We start from the raw sequence: 19,112 nt of genomic DNA, 5'->3' as shown, positions 1-19,112 counted from the left end.
GAGGATCACGTGACCTCCGTTGGTCGTTTTCCATCGAGCTGCGAATGCGATTGCGACTGTGTGGCCTGCATTGGCGCACACAGTCGGTTGTCAGTGAATATAGCGGAGTCGCGGGGCCCTGCGCGCCACACTCGTCGGCATGGTGCAATTTGATGCGGCGACGCGCCGGGTAGTTCTGTGGCTTCCCGTGGCGGCTCGCGGGGGAGAAGTGGCGCCGCCTACACCGGTAGGATCGAGGGTATGGCAGAGCGATCCTGGTCTTTTTCAAAAGCGTTTCGTGGCATCTTCAGCGGCCCCGAACTCATCACCGATGAGACGTGGGACGACCTCGAAACGGCGCTCATCACCGCCGACTTCGGGCCAGACGTCACCGACGAGATTCTGGGCCAGGTGCGCGAAGACGTGCAGCGTCACCGTGTCACCGAGGTAAAAGAGATGCGGCGCATGCTGCGCGACGCGATCGAAGAGAAGCTGGCGGCGTACGATCCGACGCTTAAGCTGTCTGACCGGCCCGCCGTGATTCTCGTAGTGGGAGTCAACGGCGTCGGCAAGACGACCACGATCGGCAAGTTCGCGAAGTATCTCACGGCCTTCGACAAGAAGATCATCGTGGGCGCCGCCGACACGTTCCGTGCCGCGGCCGTCGAGCAGCTCGCCACCTGGGCCGATCGGGCGGGCGTCGACATTGTGAAGCCGCAGCAACAGGGGCAAGACCCCGCGTCGGTCGCGTTTCAGACCGTGCAGCGCGCGATCGATGAGAGCTACGACATCGCCATCATCGACACCGCGGGACGGCTGCAGACCAAGGGCGGCCTGATGGACGAGCTCGGCAAGGTGCGCCGCGTGATCGAAAAGCTGGCGCCCGTCGCCGAGGTGCTACTGGTGCTCGACGCGACGACCGGCCAGAATGGTCTCGCGCAGGCCGAGGCTTTCATCGAGCACGCTGGCGTCACCGGGCTCGTGCTCACTAAGCTCGACGGGTCTGCCAAGGGTGGCTTTGTGTTGTCGGTGCAGCAGAAGACGGGGCTCGCGATCAAGCTCGTCGGCCAGGGCGAGGGCATCGGTGACCTGACCGGCTTCACACCGCACGTGTTTGCGCAGCAGCTCGTCGGGTAGCGGTACTGCCCAACCCGATTCTGACTGCCTGCAGTGGCGTGTGATTGTACTCCTGCATGTAGCCGGCCGCACCCCCATGGTGCGGCCGGGGTGCATGGCGTAGCGTCCACTCACAACGGCAGAGAGGTCGCATCATGCCCATCTCACAGGTGGACCTGGATCGGGAAGCGTTGACGCTGACCGTCACAGCAGATTATCCGGTCGACAGACGCAGGCTCTGGGATTCGTACCTCGACCCACGGCAGATTGAAAAGTTTTGGGGACCTCCCGAGTTCCCAGCCGTGTTTTACCGGCACGACGGGTATGCGGGCGGGCTTTCGAGCTACGTGATGACCAGCGAGCGTGGCGACGCAAGCGCGGGGTATTGGCGCTGGCGTTTGGTCGACGCGCCCGTAGCGTTTGAAGTTGAAGACGGGTTTGCCCACGAAGACGGCACACCGAACTCGGCCCTGCCAACCGTGCGCATGCGGTTTGAATTCACCGAGACGAGCACGGGCGCGCGACTGGTGACGCGGTCTCGGTTCGCTAGCGTCCAGGCGCTCGAAGAGTTGCTCGACATGGGAATCGAAGCGGACATGCGGTCTGCGATGGAACAAATAGACGAGATCGTCACAGACGAAGCGAGTTTTTCAGCCGGTCAACCCGTTACCGCCCAGGAGCTCGGCACCGCGCAGCTGCGCATCTGCCGGGTGCTTCACGGGTCTCCCGAGGACGTGTGGCAAGCGCATCATGATGCGCACCTTGTGCGGGGCTGGATGCACGGCGGTGACGAGTGGAAGATGGTGGCCTGCCAGACCGCTAGGCGCGTGGGAGAGTCCTACCGGTACGAGTGGGAACGGGTGACTCCGAGCACCGGGCCGACCGAGGGTAGCGTCTTCGGGAGCACCGGAGTCGTACTCGAAACAGAACCGCCCTATCGCGAAGTCGCGAGCGAAGCCCAAATAGGCCATGAGCAGGTGCGCGCACACAACGAACTGACACTTCGCTCCCACTCGGGAGGAGCCCTGCTGACTCTGGTCATCACCTATTCGAGTGCTGCCCACAGGGCGGCCGCGCTCAAACAGGGCATGCTCGCGGGAATGGAAGAGAGCTACGCTCGGCTGGAGCGGGAGGTGCTTCCGGCCATGTAAGCGGTCTTGTGCGCGAGAGCGCTAGAATCAGAAGCACTATGGCTACTTTCGGAAACCTCTCTGCGCGGCTCACCGACACTTTCAAGAACCTTCGCTCGAAGGGCAAGCTGTCGGCGTCTGACGTTGACAGCACGGTGCGTGAGATTCGTCGCGCTCTGCTCGAGGCCGACGTCGCGCTCGACGTCGTTAAAGCGTTCACGGGCAAGGTGCGCGAGCGCGCCCTCGGTGACGAGGTCAACCAGGCGCTTAACCCCGCCCAGCAGGTTGTGCAGATCGTCAACGAGGAGCTCGTTGAGATTCTCGGCGGCGAGCAGCGTCGCCTCGAGTTCGCGAAGAACCCGCCCACCGTCATAATGCTCGCGGGCCTGCAGGGCGCAGGTAAGACGACCCTCGCGGGTAAGCTTGCGAAGTGGCTGAAGGGTCAGGGGCACACCCCGCTGCTCGTCGCCTGTGACCTGCAGCGCCCTAACGCTGTTACCCAGTTGGGCGTTGTCGCCGAACAGGCGGGCGTGGGCATTTACGCCCCCGAGCCGGGCAACGGAGTAGGCGACCCGGTCAAGGTTGCGAAGGCGGGCGTCGCTGAAGCGAAGGCCAAGCAGCACGACTTCGTGATCATCGATACGGCCGGTCGTCTCGGTGTCGACGAAGAGCTCATGAAGCAGGCGTCGAACATTCGCAAGGCGACGAACCCCGACGAGGTGCTGTTCGTTATCGATGCGATGATCGGTCAAGACGCAGTCGCGACAGCGAAGGCGTTCCAAGACGGCGTCGATTTCACAGGCGTGGTACTCACGAAGCTCGACGGCGATGCGCGCGGCGGCGCCGCACTATCGATCCGGAGCGTGACGGGCCGACCCATTCTGTTCGCCTCGACGGGCGAGGGCCTGGGCGATTTCGAGCCGTTCCACCCCGACCGCATGGCGAGCCGCATTCTTGACCTCGGCGATATTCTCACCCTCATCGAACAGGCGCAGAGCGCCTTCGATGAAGAAGAGGCGATGAAGGTCGCCGAGAAGATCGCGAAAGACGCGTTCACGCTCGATGACTTCCTCGGCCAAATGCAGCAGCTGCGCAAGGCCGGCTCCATCAAGAAGATGATGGGCATGCTGCCAGGCATGGGCAAGATGAAGGAGCAGCTCGACAACTTCGACGAGCGCGAGATCGTACACACTGAGGCGATCATTCAGTCGATGACGAAGGCCGAGCGCGCGAACCCCAAGATGCTCAACGGATCGCGCCGCCTGCGCATCGCGAAGGGCTCGGGCATGACCGTGACCGACGTGAACCAGCTCGTGCAGCGCTTCGAGCAGGCGGCCAAGATGATGAAGACCGTCGCGAAGGGCGGCGTGCCGCAGATTCCCGGCATGGGGCCGATGCCCGGCGTGGGCGGTCACGGCGGTAAGAAGAAGCAGCAGGCCAAGGGCAAGGGCAAGAAGCAGTCGGGTAACCCGGCCAAGCGCGCACAGCAGGCCGCAGGTCTCGAGGCTGCTTCGGCCGCGGCGCCCGCAGGCGCTGGCTTTGGCCTCGGCGGGGGCGGCGCGGCTGCCGCACCGAGCGAAGAGGAGCTCGCGAAGCTGCAGCAGATGCTGGGCAAGGGGCTGCGCTAGGCCATGTCTCCCGGGGGTCGCGCGCAGCGAGGCGCAGAGTATTTCATCGGCACGCAGATTGTCGCCCGCGACGTCTGGACGACCGTGCCGCTTGACTGGCGCGACCCCGAGGGCGAGACGATTCGCGTGTTTGCACGCGAGCTCGTCGCCGCCGAGAAACGCAGCGAAGATCTGCCGCTGCTCGTGCACCTGCAGGGCGGCCCCGGGGGCAAAGGCCCCCGGCCGCTCGCCCCCACTGCGTGGCTGGGCGCGGCGCTCAAGCGGTTTCGTGTCATCGTGCCGGATCAGCGCGGCACAGGCCGTTCGACCCCGCTGTCGGGTCGCGAATTTGCGCGGCTACCCGCGGCCGAAGGGGCGCGGCGGCTTTCCTTGCACAGGGTCGACTCGATCGTGCGTGATTTTGAGGCGATTCGCCACGCGCACTACGAGGGCCGGCAGTGGTGGAGCCTCGGGCAGAGCTATGGCGGCTTCTTGACGCTACACTACCTGACGGTCGCACCCGAGGCGCTCGTTGCTTCTGCGATCACGGGTGGGCTGCCAGCGCTCGACCCGTGCCCAGATGAGGTCTACCGCCGCACGTTTCCGCGCGTCGCCGATAAGAACAGGGCCTTTGCCGCGCAGCTGCCGCACCTCGCCGATCGTGTTGGCCGCGTGGCCGATCTGCTCGCTGAAGGGCAAACGTACCTGCCCGACGGGGACTTGCTTACCGTACGCAGGCTGCAAACACTCGGCGGTGACTTCGGCATGGGGCCGGGTTTCGACCGGGTGCACTGGTTGTTCGATGAGGCGTTCAGTGACGCCGCTGAAACGCGTCTGAGCGACACGTTTATCGAGGCTGTGGGAGTGGCGACGTCACATGCGATGGCACCGCTCTACATGGCACTGCAAGAGAGCATCTATGGGCCCGGCCCCACCGCCTGGGCTGCGCAGCGTGCGCTCGAAGAGCGACCCGAGTTTGCTGCGGAGTGTCGGCCGCTACTTTTCACGGGCGAGATGGCGTTTCCGTGGATGTTTGATGAAGTACGGGCGTTGCGCGGTTTTCGTGCTGCGGTTCACGAGCTTGCCGAGAGGCAGTGGCCGATCTCGCTGTATGACGCTGCCCGACTCGCTGCGAACGAGGTGCCGGTCGAAGCTGCTGTCTACTTTGACGACATGTACGTCGACGCGGGGCTCTCGCTTGAGACCGCTAGCTCCGTGGGTGGCCTACATGCGTGGGTCACCAACGAGTTTGAACACGATGGTGTGCACCACGACGGTGTCGCCGAGCGGCTATTCACTGCACTTGAGCGGCGCCTGGGTTAGAAAACACCTGATCGCAACATAAATTGCGATTTTGGTTTGATTGTGGCAAAATTGACGAGTTCGCGAAATACGCGTGCCTAAGGTTTTCACGCCGGCCCACTCCTTGGATGTGCGCCAGGTGCTGTGCCATTCAATTCAAGGAGTCACTCATGGCTGTCAAGATTCGCCTCAAGCGCTTCGGTAAGATCCGCGCACCCTTCTACCGTGTTGTCGTTGCAGATTCGCGCACCAAGCGTGACGGCCGCGTCATCGAGGAGATCGGCAAGTACCACCCCACCGAGAACCCCTCGTTCATCGAGATCGACTCGGATCGCGCTCAGTACTGGCTCAGCGTGGGCGCACAGCCCACCGAGCAGGTTGCTGCGCTGCTCAAGCTGACCGGCGACTGGGGCAAGCACACCGGCGAGGGCAACACCGAGTCGCTGGTGAAGGCACCCGAGGCAAAGGTTCCCTTCGAGGCAGACGCTGCAAAGAAGACCGTTCTGCGCCCCAAGGCTGAGAAGCCCGCAGAGGCACCGGCTGAGGCTCCCGCTGAGGAAGCAGCAGCTGAGACCACCGAGGCGTAAGACCCTTGGCTGAACAGGCGCTCGCTGAGGCGCTCGACCACCTGGTGCGCGGTATTTCCACGCACCCAGATCAGGTGCGGGTAGACTCGCGCGACACTGGTCGCGGCGAGGTGCTCGAGGTGCGCGTGCACCCGAGCGACCTGGGCCGCGTGATCGGTCGCGGCGGCCGCACTGCGTCATCGCTGCGCACCGTTGTGTCGGCGCTGTCTGAGACGGGTCGCGTGCGCGTCGACGTCATCGACACCGACGTGGTTGATGCAGCCGTGGTTGATGCCACGCATAACTCTGCCGAGGCTGGCGTCTGATGGCCGACGCCTCAGGGCGCGCGCAAGCTCCCCGTCCCGCTAGCGGGGCGGGGAGCTTGCGCGTTGGCCGACTGACAAAGCCCCACGGACTCAAGGGAGGGCTCAAGCTCGAGCTCTTCACCGATAACCCCGAGCTGCGGTTTGTGCCAGGCGCAGTGTTTCACCTGCAGGTACCCACCGACTCTGACTGGTTTGGCCGCACGATCACGATGCGTGAGCTGCGCTGGTTCAACGAGTCTCCCGTCGGATTCTTCAACGAGGTGCCCGACCGTACCGCGGCAGAAAGCATTGTGCGCGCGATCCTGTGGATCGATGAGCAGGCCGTGGCTGAGGGGCATGAAGATGATGCATGGTATGACCACCAGCTCGTCGGTCTTGATGTCGTACGTGACAGTGAGAACGGCCCTGAAGTGCTCGGCAAGGTTGCAGAAGTGCAACACTTCCCAGCACAGGATCTGCTCTCGGTAACCACGCCCAACGGCACGGTGCTCGTGCCGTTCGTTGAGGCGATCGTGCCGAGCGTCGATATTGAAGGCGGTGTCGTACACGTGACCCCGCCCACAGGACTGTTCGATGAGACCGAGGCCGAAATCGCGCGGGGTGACGCGTGAGGGTCGACGTTGTAACCATCTTTCCCGAGTTTTTCGCCGCGCTCGAGCTGTCACTGCTCGGCAAGGCGAAAGACAAGGGGCTGCTCGACCTGCGCGTGCACAACCTGCGCGACCACGCTCACGATAAGCACCGTAAGGTAGACGACACGCCCGCGGGCGGCGGCGCAGGCATGGTGATGAAGCCCGAACCCTGGGGCGAAGCTCTCGACGGAATTATCGAGGACGGCGACTCTTCAGACGGCCCCGTCATCATCTTCCCGTCGCCCGCCGGTGACGTGTTTAACCAAAAGATGGCGCACGAGCTCGCGCAAGAACCGCACCTCGTGTTTGGCTGCGGCCGTTACGAGGGCATCGATCAGCGCGTGTTTGATGAGTACTCGGCCCGCGGCCGGGTGCGCCTCGTGAGCATCGGTGACTACGTGCTCAACGGCGGCGAGGTCGCCTCGATCGCCATGATCGAAGCGATCGGCCGACTCGTGCCAGGCGTCGTGGGGAACCCGCAAAGCCTCGTCGAGGAGTCGCACGAGGAGGACGGGCTGCTCGAATACCCGAGCTACACAAAGCCCGCTTCGTGGCGCGACCGTGAGATCCCGGCCGTGCTGCTCGGAGGCAACCACGCCGCGATTGACAAGTGGCGGCATGAGGCGCGTGTCGAGCGTACCCGCCGTGTGCGCCCCGACCTGCTGTCGCGTGAACTGCGCGGTGAGTCGCGCGGCCGTCACGCGGCAGACTAGCGCGCCACTAGGCTTGAACGCATGCGTGATGTGATTTCGGCCGCCGTCGGTAAAGCCGTACGCCAAGTGGCGCGGCTGCGCGGCGGCGGCTCGGCTCTACCCGGCCTCGTTGTAGAAAAAATCGACCCGGGGTACCTCGGGCGCGTACTCGGCCGACTCCCGTACGGGGTCGTTGCCGTGAGCGGCACCAATGGCAAAACGACAACCACCAAGATGGTTGTCGAGATGCTTGAGGCTCGTGGCCTGCGGGTGTTTACCAACAAGACCGGCTCAAATTTTTCGCGCGGGGTCGTCGCTGCGGCGATCCAGGAAAGCACGATCCGGGGCCGGATCAATGCCGACATCGCTGTGCTCGAGCTCGACGAAGCGCACGCAATGTACTTCATTGACCGCGTGCCGCCTCGTTTTACGCTGCTGCTGAACGTGCTGCGTGACCAGCTTGATCGCTTTGGGGAGATAGACACGACGGCGCGGTATCTGCAGCGCATCGCAGATGCCACCACGGGCGGCCTTGTCGTGAATCGTGAGGATCCGCTCGTCGCAATGATCGGGGAACGCACGCGTGGCCGCGGCGCCGCCCCCGAGGTACGTGCGTTCGGGCTGGCACCCGACCTGCTTGCGACTTTTCCGAGTGACGACGACTTTCATGCGGGGGAAGCCGCGCAGGTTGTCGCCGCCGCTAGTGCGCGCCCCGCAGATGTGACGCTCACCGTGCTCGGCGACCACGCCGCCACGTTCGAAATGGACGGCGAGGCCTACAGCACCACTCTGAAGCTTGAAGGCCTCTACAACACCTTTAACGCTGCCGCCGCGCTGTCGACCGTGCGCATGATCCTCGCGGCCGGGCCACAGCCCGGGCATTCGGCCGTCCAGCAGCCGTCGGCCGACACCAGCGCGATTGTCGAAGCGCTGTCACAGGTACGCCCCGCGTTTGGTCGGGGCGAGCAGCTCACGCTCGACGGCCAGCCTCTCGAACTGGTGCTGGTGAAGAACCCCTCTGGCTTTCGTCTCGGGCTCGCTTCGTTCGAAGCGGCTGGGGTGGCGACCATGATTGCCATCAACGACGAGTATGCCGATGGCCGAGACATGTCTTGGCTGTGGGACGTCGATTTCTCGAGCTTGGCGGCCGCCGGTAGTGGTATCGGCGTAGACACTGTTTCGGGCACCCGTGCCTGGGACATGGTGCTGCGTCTGGAGCACGATGACGTGGCGACCGGGCTTGTGGAAGAAGACCTGGGGCGTGCGCTTTCGGCCTTTCGCGAGCGCACCCCGGGGCAGCCACGGCGCATCTACTGCACGTACACCGCCATGCTCGAGCTGCGTCGCGCACTCGCGCTCATTACCGACGTGGAGGACATCTGGTGACCGCAGCAAACGAAACGACGCGCGAACTCGTCATTCTCTCGCTCTACCCGCGCGACATGAACATTTATGGCGACCGCGGCAATGTGCTCGCTCTTACCAGGCGCGCTCGAGCCCACGGTTTTGAGCCCGTGGTTGTCGAACTGAATCCGGGCGACCAGTTGCCTGAACACGTCGATATTGTGATCGGCGGAGGCGGCCAAGACTCAGGTCAGGGCCGCGTTGCAGTTGACCTGGTGAGCCGACGGGAGGAGTTTCACGCACTCGCTGAACGTGGCACTCCGATGCTGCTGGTGTGCGGTCTTTACCAGCTATTTGGGCACCGGTTCATCACCCACACAGGGGAGACGCTCGAGGGTATTGGCGTGCTCGACGTTGAGACTCGGGGCGGCAGCGACCGCATGATTGGCAACATTGTGCTCGACGCGGGAGAGCTGGGCGAGGTGATTGGCTACGAGAACCACAGCGGTAACACCACGCTCGGTGACGGTTCACGCCCGTTTGGGCGCGTGCTGCAGGGAGCCGGCAACAACCCCACTTCGGGCGTGGAGGGTGCGCGCAGCGGCAACGTGATTGGCACGTACCTACATGGTTCGCTGCTGCCGAAGAACCCCGCCGTCAGTGACTTCTTGATTGGGGAGGCCGCGAAGGCGCGTTATGGGGCGTTCACACCGACGGCGGGCCGTGACGAGACAGCCGAGCGCGCTCGTGAGAGTGCGAAGCGCCGGCCCAGGTAGAGAGCACTAGAACGGCTGTTCTTTGGGGACGCTGCGGGCGGCCCTGCGCTCGTATTCTGCACGGAGCTCGGTGCCGCAGTCGCGGTCGCAGAACTCGGGGTAGTTGCAGCCGCAGGTGATGGCGTGCTTCTCGAGGGCGGTGAGCCGGTCGCGTACCGTGAACCCGCTGTGCCAGGCTCTGCAGTCGGTCGCGTCGTTGCTGGTCGCTTCGCTGCTGCGAGCCTCATCGCCCGTGCCTGCGTCACTGCCGTCGGTGCCGTCGGCAGTCACGAACCTCACCTCGCGCTTGGGTGCTGTGGTGTCTGCCGGGGTGGTCTCTGCTGGTTTTGGGCGGTCTGCTTCCGTACTCGCTTGGCGCCACCACAAAAACTCGCTGAACTCCTGCGCCACCGCTGGCGCCTCGTCCCAAGGGTCGGGCCCAAGATCGCCGGGCTGCCCGTTCTCGGGGCCAGTGTCGGGGCGGGGGTAGCGGCGGCCCGCGAGCCGGTCCGTGTGTACCCGACCGGTCGGGCTCTTCCACGTCACCGTGCCCGTGCGGTCTTGCACGGGCCGCCAATCCGTGCCGTGTTTCAAGGAATGGTGTGCTTTGCACAGCAGTTGTAAATTAGTTGTGGTGGTGGGGCCGCCGTGTTCCCACGCGATCGTGTGGTCCATGTCGCTGGTTTGGGGGAGCCGGGTGCAGCCCGGAAACCTGCACCTGCGGTCTCTCGCCCACAACAGGTTACGCATCGCCCTCGTCGGTTTATAGCGGTCGACGCGCAGCACGTTACCGTGCTCGTCTTCGTCCACGCGGGAGACGTTGCGGGAGAGGGCAAGCATGTCGTGCGCGATCTGCGAAGCGATCGGCCCGTACCCCACGAGTTCACACACCTGCCGCGGGGATGCGGCGCTGGTGTCGGTGGCGAGGTCTGTGGTGGCCGGGATCGAGTCGATGGGCACCATCACCTGCACGTGCGCGAAGAACCCACTGGGTACCTGCGCTGCTTTGCTGCCGTCGCTCACATCAAGCTCGGTGTACGGGTTACCGTTGAGCAGCAGCTCGGCGAGGGTGTCGGCGCGCACCTCGTCGAGCGTGCGCGCCGGTGTCACCTGATCGGCCAGGCTCGGCGCCGGCTCTGCCGCCTGGCCTGCCTGGCTGGCCTCGCCTGCCTGCTCAGCCTCTTGGGTGGCAGCAGCCCGCGCGGCTGCTTCGCGCGCGGCGGCTTCGCGGGCGGCGTCTTCACGTGCGGCGGCCTGCCGTTCAGCCTCGACCGTGACGACCTCGACGGTCCAGGTTTGTTTCGCGATGCGCTGCACCCGGTCTTTGATCGCGTACGCGATCTCGGCCGGCAGGTAGGCGTACAGCTCGGCCATTCCGTCTTCACGGTCAACCACTTCAATGCGGCGCCGCTTGCGGGCGGCCGCGTGCCGCTCGTCAAGTGACACTTCAGCGTATTCCTCGGCGAGCCGCTTCGCGATGGGTTGCAACCGGGTCGGGGTTTCTTCGATCGCGTACTTCAGCACGGCCGCTTCGTACTTCGCGTGCCGCACGGCAGATCCCTCGCCTGATCCGATGATCGTGCCCGCGTCACAGATCACGCGCACATGCGCCAACCCGACAAGCCCAGCCCCGAGCACTTCACTCGTGGCGACATAGCGGGTGGCGAGGGTGTGGGCGAGGTCGAGTTCACGTTCGACCGCGTGTTCACTCACGTGTAGCGCGGCCGCGAGCTCTGCCCGGAGGCAACGCAGCCCGAGCTGGGCGGGGGAGCGGTCATGTGACGCGACCGCGACGAGGCGGGCGTATTCGTCCATGCGGTCGCGGTCGATGCGCCGTTGCATGCGCGTGAGTTCTTCAACATAGGTGACGGCCTCGTTCGTGGTGCGGCCGTCACGACGCCGTTCGCGCTGTTCTTTGCGGGGCTTCTTCTGCCCCGGGCCACGGCCCGCCCCGGCCCCTTCCCCGCGCGATGCGCGAGGAGTAGGGCCCGGGGCGTGAGCGGTCATGATACAAACACGCTCCAGCGGCCGGTGACTCGCCCCAGCTCCCGGCACGCACTGTGTGCCGGGAGTTGGGGCGAGGTGGTGGGAGTCATGTATCTATTATCTCACAAATCGTACAAATATTCGGGAAATGTTATCCACAGATTCGAACGTAGAGACCCCGAAAAGAGGGCCTGTGGACGAAGATAATTCACTGCTGCAGTGATCCATGTGAATCGACGTTGCGCCCGCATCTCGCCGTGCACAAAAAATATTTAGATGCACGGGAATATAAATTCTTGAAGTGCCGTTGACCCTATGTGAGGCCGCACAACCTGGCCGCTTCACTTTGTTAGTCACACTTTGTTAGTCACACTCGGAAGGCACAGCATGTCGAACACCGCAGCACAGATCACCGCAGCACAGATTCCCGGTTACCGCGCAGGTACCTGGATCATTGACCCCACGCACTCAGAAGTTGGTTTCTCGGTGCGCCACCTCGCGATCAGCAAGGTAAAGGGCAAGTTCGAGAACTTCACGGCCACGTTTGAGACGGCCGAGAACCCGCTCGACTCGAAGGTAACGGCCTCGGCAGAGGTGGCGTCGATCAATACGAACGAGAAGAACCGTGACGGGCACCTGCGTACGGGCGACTTCTTCGCGGCCGACGAGCACCCCGAGCTCTCCTTCGTGTCGACCGGCGCACGCGCCGAGGGCGGCGACTTCTACGTGGACGGTGAGCTGACGATGCGCGGTGTGACGAAGCCCGTCAGCTTCGCTTTCGAGTTCGGTGGCTTCGGTGAGGACCCCTACGGAAACTACAAGGTCGGCTTCACCGCGACCTCGGTCGTGAAGCGCGAGGACTTCGGTCTGACCTGGAACGCGCCGCTTGAAAAGGGCGGCCTGCTGCTCGGTTCAGACGTCACGATCACGCTCGACGTACAGGCGGCGCTGCAGGCGTAATCGCCAGAGCTAGTCGAGTTCGCCCGTGATCCGGCCCCGCACGCGCCGCAGATCCTCCATCAGTGAGCCCACCAGCACCCAGTGTGTGAGGCTTGGCCGGGGGATCGTGTACGGCGCCGTGAGTGCGGGCGGCTCGACAGGCTCACCCTCGGTCGCGTGCGCGAGCCGCGTGAGATCGTGAGCGGCCCGGCGCATCTCATCGGCCATGCCAGTGACCGTGGGGTCTGTGGCCAGGTCGGGGGAGTATAGGTCGCTGAGCGCCCGCGCCATGCCAATCACCTGCGTCACGATCGGCTGCAACCGTTGAAACTGGTCGTCGTCTTCGGCGAGCGCCTCGCGGTAGCGGCGGCTGCGCGGATTAAACCTCAGACTCTCGCGCGCCTGTCGTAGCAACTGGTGCACGCGGGTACGCTCGGACTGCAGCGCGCGAGCGTCGGCGAGCATCTGGGCGAGCCACGCTGAGTCACGCGGGGTCGTGAGCCCGTCGGCGATCTCTTCGAGTACGAGTGCGGCGTCGTCGGTGAGCAACACAATCGCTTCGTGCACCGACGAATTGCGCACGGGGGCGATCACGAGCGCATTGATGAGCACGCCGATCGCCGCGCCAATGGCGGTCTCGACGAGCCGCTCCACCCCGTAGTGCAGCTGCAAACCGCCGAGCGCGATCATGAGCAGCGCGCTGATCGCGATCTGGTTTGCGGAGGAGGGCGTCATGCGTAGTAGCCAGCCCACCGCCATGGCCGCGGGAATCGCGGCAATGAAGAGCCAGGGCTGGTTCCCAAACAGGGATCCGGCGCCGATCGCGACAGACACCCCGATGAGCACGCCGATGACGCGCTCGATACCCTTCGTGAGCGACTGATCGACGTTATCTTGCATCACCAAGAGAGCGGCGATCGCCCCAAAGATGGGCAGCTGTTCGGTGAAGATTGCACCGCACACAAACCAGGTCAGAATCGACGCGGCCGCTCCCTTGAGTAGCTGAAACCACGAGGGCCGCACCTTAACGGTGAACCGCCCGGTGAGGTCGCGTTCGAACCGGCGCCAGGGCCGCGTGACCGGGCCGGTCACAGCAGGTTGAGCTTTCTCAGCTCCTCGCGCAGGGTGGCGCCGTCGGGGCCGTAAACCCAGGGCACACCGCTCGTGCTGCGGTTGACGCGCGCCTTCGAGCGCCCGCCCGCGAGCACCGCCTCGCCGATCGACAGCTGCCTAATGAGGACGGCGGCGACATTCTCGGGATGCTCGCGGGCAAACTCGTGGTACAGCCGCTCGTCGTTTTGGCCGTCGTCACCGATGAGGATCCAGCGCATGTCAGGAAATTCGCGCGCAATGCGCTGCAGTTCGCGGCGTTTGTGCTCTTGGCCGCTGCGAAACCAGCGGTCGTGGGTGGGGCCCCAGTCGGTGAGCAGCAGCGGGCCCATCGGGTACAGGTTGCGGGCGAGAAACCGGCTCAGGGCGGGCGCCGCGTTCCAGGCGCCGGTAGAGAGGTAGACGACGGGGCTGCCGGGGTGGTGCGCGGTGATGTGGTCGAGCATTACGGCCATGCCGGGCGTTGCGCTGCGCGCGTGCTCGTCGAGCACAAAGCTGTTCCAGGCCGCCACGAAGGGCTTGGGGAGTGCCGTGATGAGAATCGTGTCGTCCACGTCAGAGATCACCCCGAGCTGCGCACGCGGGTCGACGATCTTGACGGGGGCGTCGGCGGCCTCGCTGTCGCCCGCCTGCAGGGTTACCGTGTGCCAGCCTGCCGCAAGCGAAACGGGCACGATCGAATCGATCACGCCACCGCGGTCGGCGACCACTTCGGCCACGTGTACGCCGTCAATGAGCACCTGCACGGGCTGGTGCGGCACCGACAGGCTCGTAAACGTGCGCCATCCGCGCACGCGCGACACGGCGGCGACGTCTGGCCGAAACCGGGTGTGCTCGCGGCTCTCGGGGCGCAGGTAGAGCACTCGACCCAGCACGCGCACCCACTCGGTGGTGCCGTACCCAATGTACGGAATCACCGACGGAGTCTTGCCCTTGGCGACCGCTCGCTTGGCTCGGCGCGCGTGCACCCAATCTTCGAGGCGTGCCGCGAAGCGGGGTCGAGAATCGGGCGAAGCGTTCAATGTCACCCAGCTAGTCTACGCGCAAGAACCAACCGTGAGCCTGGCAGCTCGGCGGGCACCTCGGTGTGCGTGATCAGCAACACCGACCGGTCTGGGGGCAGCGCGCCCAGCAGGTCGCGCAGCAAGCGATCGGCGAGCGGGGCGTCGACGCCCGCCGTGGGTTCGTCGAGCACTACCACTGCGAAGTCTGCGAGCAGCACGCGCGCGAGCGCGATGCGCTGCGCCTGGCCGCCCGACACGAGCGCACCGCGCTCGCCAATCCACGCATCAAGGCCACCGCGTGAGGCCGCCCACTTGTCGAGTCCCACGCGCGCGAGCACCGCCCACAGCTCCTCGTCGGTCGCGGTGTCGCGCGCAAACTTCAGATTTTGTCGCAGGTCGGTGTCGAAGAGGTGCGGCTGCTGTTCGCACAGCCCCACGACCCGGCGCACCGCCGCGATCGGCAGGTCTGCTGCTTCGACGCCGCCCAATAGATACGAACCCTCGTACGCGAGAAATCGGGTGAGCGCGAGCGCCAGTGTGCTCTTGCCGGCCCCGCTCTCGCCCGTCACGACGAGCGTCTCGCCCGGCCGCAGCGTCAATGAGACACCCGCTACGGCGTCGGCCGAGGTGCCCGCATGCCGCACCGCGACGTCGCGTAGCTCGATGGTCGTGTCTGTGCCGGTGGTGTCTGTGTTGGGCGCTGCAGCAAGCTCCGGATCCGCCGGCGCAGGCGCCCCCGGCTCGTCCGGCGCCCCCGGCTCGTCCGGCGCCCCCGGCTCGACCGGCGCCCCCGGCTCGACCGGCGAGCTGAGCTCGACCGGCACCTCGGGCGGTACGGCCCCCTCGGTGAGCCGCGCCACGCGCTCGGCGCTCGCGCGCACGGCCCGCGCGGCCACGAGCGCGGCGGGTACCTGTGCGAAGATCTCGAAAACAGCGGCGGGCAGCACGGTGACGGCCGCGATGAGCGGCGCAGACAGACCCGCAGCTCCAGCAACTCCCGCACCGACGCCGCCGGGAGAAACCGCCACGAGCGTCGCGAGGGTCGCAGTGCCCGCGCCCACCGCGAGGATCGCGCCCGTGCGCCCCGCGCCTGCCGCCCGCCCCAGCTGAATGCGTGCCAGCTCGGCCTCAGCCGCGTGAATCGTCTCGCGCGATTGCCCGAGCGCGTCAAAGGCCGCGAGCGTTTCTGAGCGGGTGAAGCGTTCGAGCAGCGCATCGCTGAGCCGGGCGCGTGCGGCCGCGAGCGCGCGATCGTATTCGCCCGACGTGCGGGCGGCGAGCCACACGGCGAGTGCTCCCGAGATAGCGAGCGCGAGCGCGAGCACAAGGGCCGCGATCGGGGCGATGAGGGCGACAACCACGAGTGACAGCACAACAACGATGCTGCTCGTGATCAGCGGCCCGCGCACGCGCAGCGGTTCGTCTTGCAGCTGGTCGACGTCGTCAACGAACGCTGCGAGGAGTTCGCCGCGGCGGCTCGTGGGCAGCGCCCCGGGCACGCGCGGTACGAGGGAATCAAAGGTGGCGGCGCGCAGCGGGGCCAGCTGGGCGAGCGCGGCGTCGTGCGTCGCGAGCCGGTGCACGTAGCGCAGCGCGGCCCGGCCGATCGCGAGCGCGCGCACCCCCACGATCGCAAAGGTCAGGTGCAGAATGGGTGGCTGCTCGGCAGCGCTCACAATGAGCCACATGCTGAGGCCCAGAAGCCCTACGACGCAGGCATCTGCCAGCACGCCCCAGGCGTTGCCTGCGAGTGCCGCGGGGCGTGGCGGTAGCGCACGCGCAATCACGCGGCGCGCCTCGGGGGTGGTGGCGTGAGCGCTCACTGGGCGACCTCCTGTATCTGAGCGTCAATGGTCACGACGCTATCGGCCGCGGCGAGCACGGCGGGCCGGTGGCTTACAACGAGCACGGCCCGGCCCGCCGCGGCCTCGGCGCGCAGCGCACGCATCACGCGCGCCTCGGTGTCTGCGTCGAGCGCCGAGGTCGGTTCGTCGAGCATGAGGAGCGGGGCCGATCTGGCCCACGCGCGGTAGAGCCCGCGGGCGATCGCCACGCGCTGCGCCTGCCCGCCCGAAAGGCCCGCGCCTAACGCTCCGAGCTCGGTACTCGGGGCGAGCTCGGCAAGCTGTGCGGCGGCGAGCGCGCGCTGCACGAGTTCCGGATCAGGCCTAGCCTCACCCAGCGCCACGTTGTGGGCGACGGTGCCCCGGGCGAGGTCGGGCCGCTGGCCCACCCACGATACGGTGGCGGGGCGTTCGAGGGAGCCCGAGGTGTAACTCGCGAATCCGAGTACGGCAGCGATGAGGCTCGACTTACCGGCGCCCGAGGGGCCCGCAAGGGCCACGATTTCGCCGGGGGCGACGCTGAGCGAGACGGGGCCAGACACGGCGTGGCCGCCGCGGGTGACGACGAGGTCGCGCACTAAGAGGGCGGGGGTGGATCCTGCGACTCGTTCCTCGCGCAGGATGACAGGGGAGGGGGTGGCCTCGCGCAGGATGACCGGGGAGGGAGTAACCTCGCGCTGACTCCCTCCGTCATGCTGCGCGAGCCTGCGAGTCGCAGCATCCATCGTGCCAAAGACGTCTGCCACGGCGGCCAGCCCCTCGGTGGAGGCGTGAAAGGCTGCGCCGACCTGTCGAATGGGAATGAACGCCTCGGGCACGAGCAGCAGCACGAAGAGGCCCAGCGCGAGCGGAAACGCGCCGTCGACGAGCCTCGTGCCCACGGTCACGGCGACGAGGGCGATCGAGAAGGTGCCGGCGAGATCGAGTACGAACCCCGAGAGAAATGTGACGCGCAGCACCTTCATGGTGCGGCCGCGGTAGTCGTCTGCTTCGCGGGCGATACGTGCGGCCTGCCGGTGCTCGCGGCGAAAAATCTTGAGCGTCGACAGCCCCTCGACGGCGTCGAGAAAGGAGCCCGAGAGCCTGCGCAGCTGGGCCCATTGCCGGTCTTGCACCTGCTTGGTGGCGAGCCCGATGAGCACCATGAAGAGGGGGATGATGGGAAAGACGATGAGCACAGTGACACCGCTGACCGGGTCTGCGGCGAAGATCGCGGCGACGAGCACGGGGGTGGCGATGGCGGTGAGGATCAGTTGCGGTAGGTAGCCCGAGAAGTAACCGTCGAGGGCGTCGAGGCCGCGGCCGAGCACCGTGGTGGTGTCTGCCGCAGGGGTGCTCGGGCCCGAGCCCTGGGCTGCCGCGTCGAGTGCGTCGAGTGCGGCTGCCCGCAGCTGTGCCTTCGCGCGTACGGCGCCGCGGGCCGCCGACACGTCCATCGCCCAGCCGGCGGCGGCGCGCACGGTGAACGCGGCCGCGGCACCTGCGAGGAGCCAGGGCAGCTGGCCCGGATCCGGAGCATTCTCACCGATGCGACCCGCGCCGCCCCCCGCCCCGCCCAGGAGGGGCAGCAGCGCCGCGGTGAGCGCGTGCGCGAGCAGCCAGCACCAGGCGACGGTCGCGAGCGTGCGTACGAGGCCGAAGCCCCCGCCGAGCGCGAGGACGCGGCGCGCGGCGGAGGCGTGGCGGAGGAGGCGCGGATCGAGTGGCTTCATGCTCAGGCGGCCGCGACGGGGGTGGGCGCGGTGTCGGCTGGGATCTGCGCGCGCGAAAGGCGCTTGCGGAAGATCCAGTAGGTCCATGCCTGGTAGGCGATGACGAGCGGCATAGTGAACGCGGCCGTCCAGGTCATCAGTTCGAGCGTCTTCTGGGAGCTTGCGGCGCCCGCGATTGACATCGAGTAGGTCGGGTCAATGCTCGAGTGCATGACGTTGGGAAACAGCGCCATGAAGATCGCGAGCAGCACGAATGTGATCGCGACGGTGTTGCCCGTGAACGCCCATCCCTCGCGGCCGCCGAGGTTGGCGAGCCAGGCGGCGATGAGGGCGACCGCGGCGACCGCCGATGTGAAGATGATGAGCCATGCGGTGTCGCTCGAAGCGTGCTGCATGATCGTCCACGCGAGGAAGGCGGCGCCCACGATGATCGTGGCGATGCCCGCCTTGGCGGCGAGCGCGCGTGCGTCATCGCGCATCTTGCCGGTCGTTTTGAGCGCGATGAACACGAGCCCGTGGGTGAAGCAGAGCAAAAGCATCGCGAGGCCGCCGAGCAGACCGTAGGGGTTCAGCAGCGTGAAGAGCGTGCCCTCGTAGATCCAGCCGCCGCGCTCCATCGGTGCGATGGGCACGCCCTGGGCGAGGTTTGCGAACGCGACGCCCCAGAGAAACGGCGGCAGCACGGAGCCCCAGAAGATGAACCGGTCAAACCACTTCGTCCACGCTTCGCCCTTGCCCTGGTGGCGGTATTCGAACGAGACGCCACGCAAAATGAGCGCGACGAGAATGAGCAGCAGAGCGAGGTAGAAGCCCGAGAACATCGTGGCGTACCACTCGGGGAACGCGGCGAAGATCGCGGCGCCCGCGACGATCAGCCAGGTCTCGTTGAGATCCCAGACCGGGCCGATCGTGTTGATGATCATGCGGCGGTCGGTGTTGTCTTTACCGAGAAAGGGCAGGGCCATGCCCACGCCAAAGTCGAAGCCGTCGAGCACGAAGTACCCGATCAAGAAGACGCCGACGATCAGAAACCATACGGTTGTGAGTTCCATGGTGTGTGATGTCCGT

At 66.0% G+C, this 19,112-nt stretch carries 17 protein-coding genes; 11 read left to right on the top strand and 6 right to left on the bottom strand.

Annotated elements, in window-relative coordinates:
• The first annotated feature begins 240 nt into the window (after positions 1-240).
• The 10 genes from ftsY (at position 241) to ACXR2W_RS09480 (ending at position 9,470) form a co-directional block, all read left to right on the top strand.
• Positions 241-1,116 carry a signal recognition particle-docking protein FtsY gene (ftsY, locus tag ACXR2W_RS09525; protein ID WP_458816324.1) on the top strand — a complete coding sequence of 292 codons (876 nt, stop codon included), beginning with the start codon at positions 241-243 and terminating at the stop codon, positions 1,114-1,116.
• A gap of 134 nt (positions 1,117-1,250) precedes the next feature.
• On the top strand, positions 1,251-2,246 hold the full coding sequence (locus tag ACXR2W_RS09520; protein ID WP_458816326.1) for an SRPBCC family protein: 996 nt from the start codon (positions 1,251-1,253) through the stop codon (positions 2,244-2,246).
• A 38-nt stretch (positions 2,247-2,284) separates the two neighbouring features.
• Positions 2,285-3,853 carry a signal recognition particle protein gene (gene ffh, locus ACXR2W_RS09515; protein ID WP_458816328.1) on the top strand — a complete coding sequence of 523 codons (1,569 nt, stop codon included), beginning with the start codon at positions 2,285-2,287 and terminating at the stop codon, positions 3,851-3,853.
• A 3-nt stretch (positions 3,854-3,856) separates the two neighbouring features.
• Complete coding sequence (locus ACXR2W_RS09510; protein ID WP_458816330.1) at positions 3,857-5,155, top strand: alpha/beta fold hydrolase; 1,299 nt, start codon at positions 3,857-3,859, stop codon at positions 5,153-5,155.
• A 149-nt stretch (positions 5,156-5,304) separates the two neighbouring features.
• Complete coding sequence (rpsP, locus tag ACXR2W_RS09505) at positions 5,305-5,721, top strand: 30S ribosomal protein S16 (RefSeq protein WP_458816332.1); 417 nt, start codon at positions 5,305-5,307, stop codon at positions 5,719-5,721.
• A gap of 5 nt (positions 5,722-5,726) precedes the next feature.
• Positions 5,727-6,026, top strand: a complete 300-nt coding sequence (locus ACXR2W_RS09500; RefSeq protein WP_458816334.1) for an RNA-binding protein — start codon at positions 5,727-5,729, stop codon at positions 6,024-6,026.
• Complete coding sequence (rimM, locus tag ACXR2W_RS09495; protein WP_458816336.1) at positions 6,026-6,637, top strand: ribosome maturation factor RimM; 612 nt, start codon at positions 6,026-6,028, stop codon at positions 6,635-6,637. Before ACXR2W_RS09500 ends, rimM begins: the two co-directional genes overlap by 1 nt.
• Positions 6,634-7,371: a tRNA (guanosine(37)-N1)-methyltransferase TrmD gene (gene trmD, locus ACXR2W_RS09490; protein ID WP_458816338.1), complete on the top strand. Its 738-nt coding sequence runs from the start codon at positions 6,634-6,636 to the stop codon at positions 7,369-7,371. The genes rimM and trmD overlap by 4 nt, the downstream gene beginning before the upstream one ends.
• Before the next feature lie 21 nt (positions 7,372-7,392).
• A complete protein-coding gene (locus ACXR2W_RS09485) occupies positions 7,393-8,736 on the top strand; it encodes a DUF1727 domain-containing protein (RefSeq protein ID WP_458816340.1) in 1,344 nt (447 codons plus the stop codon).
• On the top strand, positions 8,733-9,470 hold the full coding sequence (locus ACXR2W_RS09480; protein WP_458816342.1) for a type 1 glutamine amidotransferase: 738 nt from the start codon (positions 8,733-8,735) through the stop codon (positions 9,468-9,470). Before ACXR2W_RS09485 ends, ACXR2W_RS09480 begins: the two co-directional genes overlap by 4 nt.
• 6 nt (positions 9,471-9,476) lie before the next feature.
• Here ACXR2W_RS09480 and ACXR2W_RS09475 read toward each other — a convergent pair whose 3' ends face one another.
• Positions 9,477-11,456: an HNH endonuclease signature motif containing protein gene (locus ACXR2W_RS09475; protein WP_489948844.1), complete on the bottom strand. Its 1,980-nt coding sequence runs from the start codon at positions 11,454-11,456 to the stop codon at positions 9,477-9,479.
• A gap of 366 nt (positions 11,457-11,822) precedes the next feature.
• Here ACXR2W_RS09475 and ACXR2W_RS09470 point away from each other — a divergent pair, with 366 nt between their 5' ends.
• Complete coding sequence (locus tag ACXR2W_RS09470) at positions 11,823-12,395, top strand: YceI family protein (protein ID WP_458812949.1); 573 nt, start codon at positions 11,823-11,825, stop codon at positions 12,393-12,395.
• A gap of 9 nt (positions 12,396-12,404) precedes the next feature.
• Here the strand turns inward: ACXR2W_RS09470 and ACXR2W_RS09465 are convergent, their stop codons facing one another.
• Genes ACXR2W_RS09465 through cydB form a run of 5 tightly spaced genes read right to left on the bottom strand, consistent with a single transcriptional unit; the run spans position 12,405 to position 19,096 of the window.
• Complete coding sequence (locus ACXR2W_RS09465; protein WP_458812947.1) at positions 12,405-13,466, bottom strand: FUSC family protein; 1,062 nt, start codon at positions 13,464-13,466, stop codon at positions 12,405-12,407.
• The gene (locus ACXR2W_RS09460; RefSeq protein ID WP_458812945.1) at positions 13,463-14,512 is read right to left on the bottom strand and encodes an App1 family protein phosphatidate phosphatase; all 1,050 of its coding nucleotides are present in this window, start codon (positions 14,510-14,512) and stop codon (positions 13,463-13,465) included. The genes ACXR2W_RS09465 and ACXR2W_RS09460 overlap by 4 nt, the downstream gene beginning before the upstream one ends.
• On the bottom strand, positions 14,509-16,311 hold the full coding sequence (cydC, locus tag ACXR2W_RS09455) for a thiol reductant ABC exporter subunit CydC (protein WP_458812943.1): 1,803 nt from the start codon (positions 16,309-16,311) through the stop codon (positions 14,509-14,511). Before cydC ends, ACXR2W_RS09460 begins: the two co-directional genes overlap by 4 nt.
• Entirely contained in the window at positions 16,308-18,044 is a 1,737-nt protein-coding gene (gene cydD, locus ACXR2W_RS09450) for a thiol reductant ABC exporter subunit CydD (RefSeq protein ID WP_458812941.1), read from the bottom strand. The genes cydC and cydD overlap by 4 nt, the downstream gene beginning before the upstream one ends.
• 2 nt (positions 18,045-18,046) lie before the next feature.
• Entirely contained in the window at positions 18,047-19,096 is a 1,050-nt protein-coding gene (cydB, locus tag ACXR2W_RS09445) for a cytochrome d ubiquinol oxidase subunit II (RefSeq protein WP_458812939.1), read from the bottom strand.
• Between the last annotated feature and the right edge of the window lie 16 nt (positions 19,097-19,112).

The sequence above is a fragment of the Leucobacter faecis genome (assembly GCF_054456695.2).
The sequence above is the reverse complement of the archived record's forward strand: the minus strand, read 5'-3'. Positions and strand labels throughout refer to the sequence as shown.

Excerpts from the sequence above, each read along its gene's own strand:
- ftsY (WP_458816324.1), top strand. The coding sequence starts at position 241 with ATGGCAGAGCGATCCTGGTCTTTTTCAAAAGCGTTTCGTGGCATCTTC.
- ACXR2W_RS09520 (WP_458816326.1), top strand. The coding sequence starts at position 1,251 with ATGCCCATCTCACAGGTGGACCTGGATCGGGAAGCGTTGACGCTGACC.
- ffh (WP_458816328.1), top strand. The coding sequence starts at position 2,285 with ATGGCTACTTTCGGAAACCTCTCTGCGCGGCTCACCGACACTTTCAAG.
- ACXR2W_RS09510 (WP_458816330.1), top strand. The coding sequence starts at position 3,857 with ATGTCTCCCGGGGGTCGCGCGCAGCGAGGCGCAGAGTATTTCATCGGC.
- rpsP (WP_458816332.1), top strand. The coding sequence starts at position 5,305 with ATGGCTGTCAAGATTCGCCTCAAGCGCTTCGGTAAGATCCGCGCACCC.
- rimM (WP_458816336.1), top strand. The coding sequence starts at position 6,026 with ATGGCCGACGCCTCAGGGCGCGCGCAAGCTCCCCGTCCCGCTAGCGGG.
- ACXR2W_RS09485 (WP_458816340.1), top strand. The coding sequence starts at position 7,393 with ATGCGTGATGTGATTTCGGCCGCCGTCGGTAAAGCCGTACGCCAAGTG.
- ACXR2W_RS09475 (WP_489948844.1), bottom strand. The coding sequence starts at position 11,456 with ATGACCGCTCACGCCCCGGGCCCTACTCCTCGCGCATCGCGCGGGGAA.
- ACXR2W_RS09470 (WP_458812949.1), top strand. The coding sequence starts at position 11,823 with ATGTCGAACACCGCAGCACAGATCACCGCAGCACAGATTCCCGGTTAC.
- cydD (WP_458812941.1), bottom strand. The coding sequence starts at position 18,044 with ATGAAGCCACTCGATCCGCGCCTCCTCCGCCACGCCTCCGCCGCGCGC.
- cydB (WP_458812939.1), bottom strand. The coding sequence starts at position 19,096 with ATGGAACTCACAACCGTATGGTTTCTGATCGTCGGCGTCTTCTTGATC.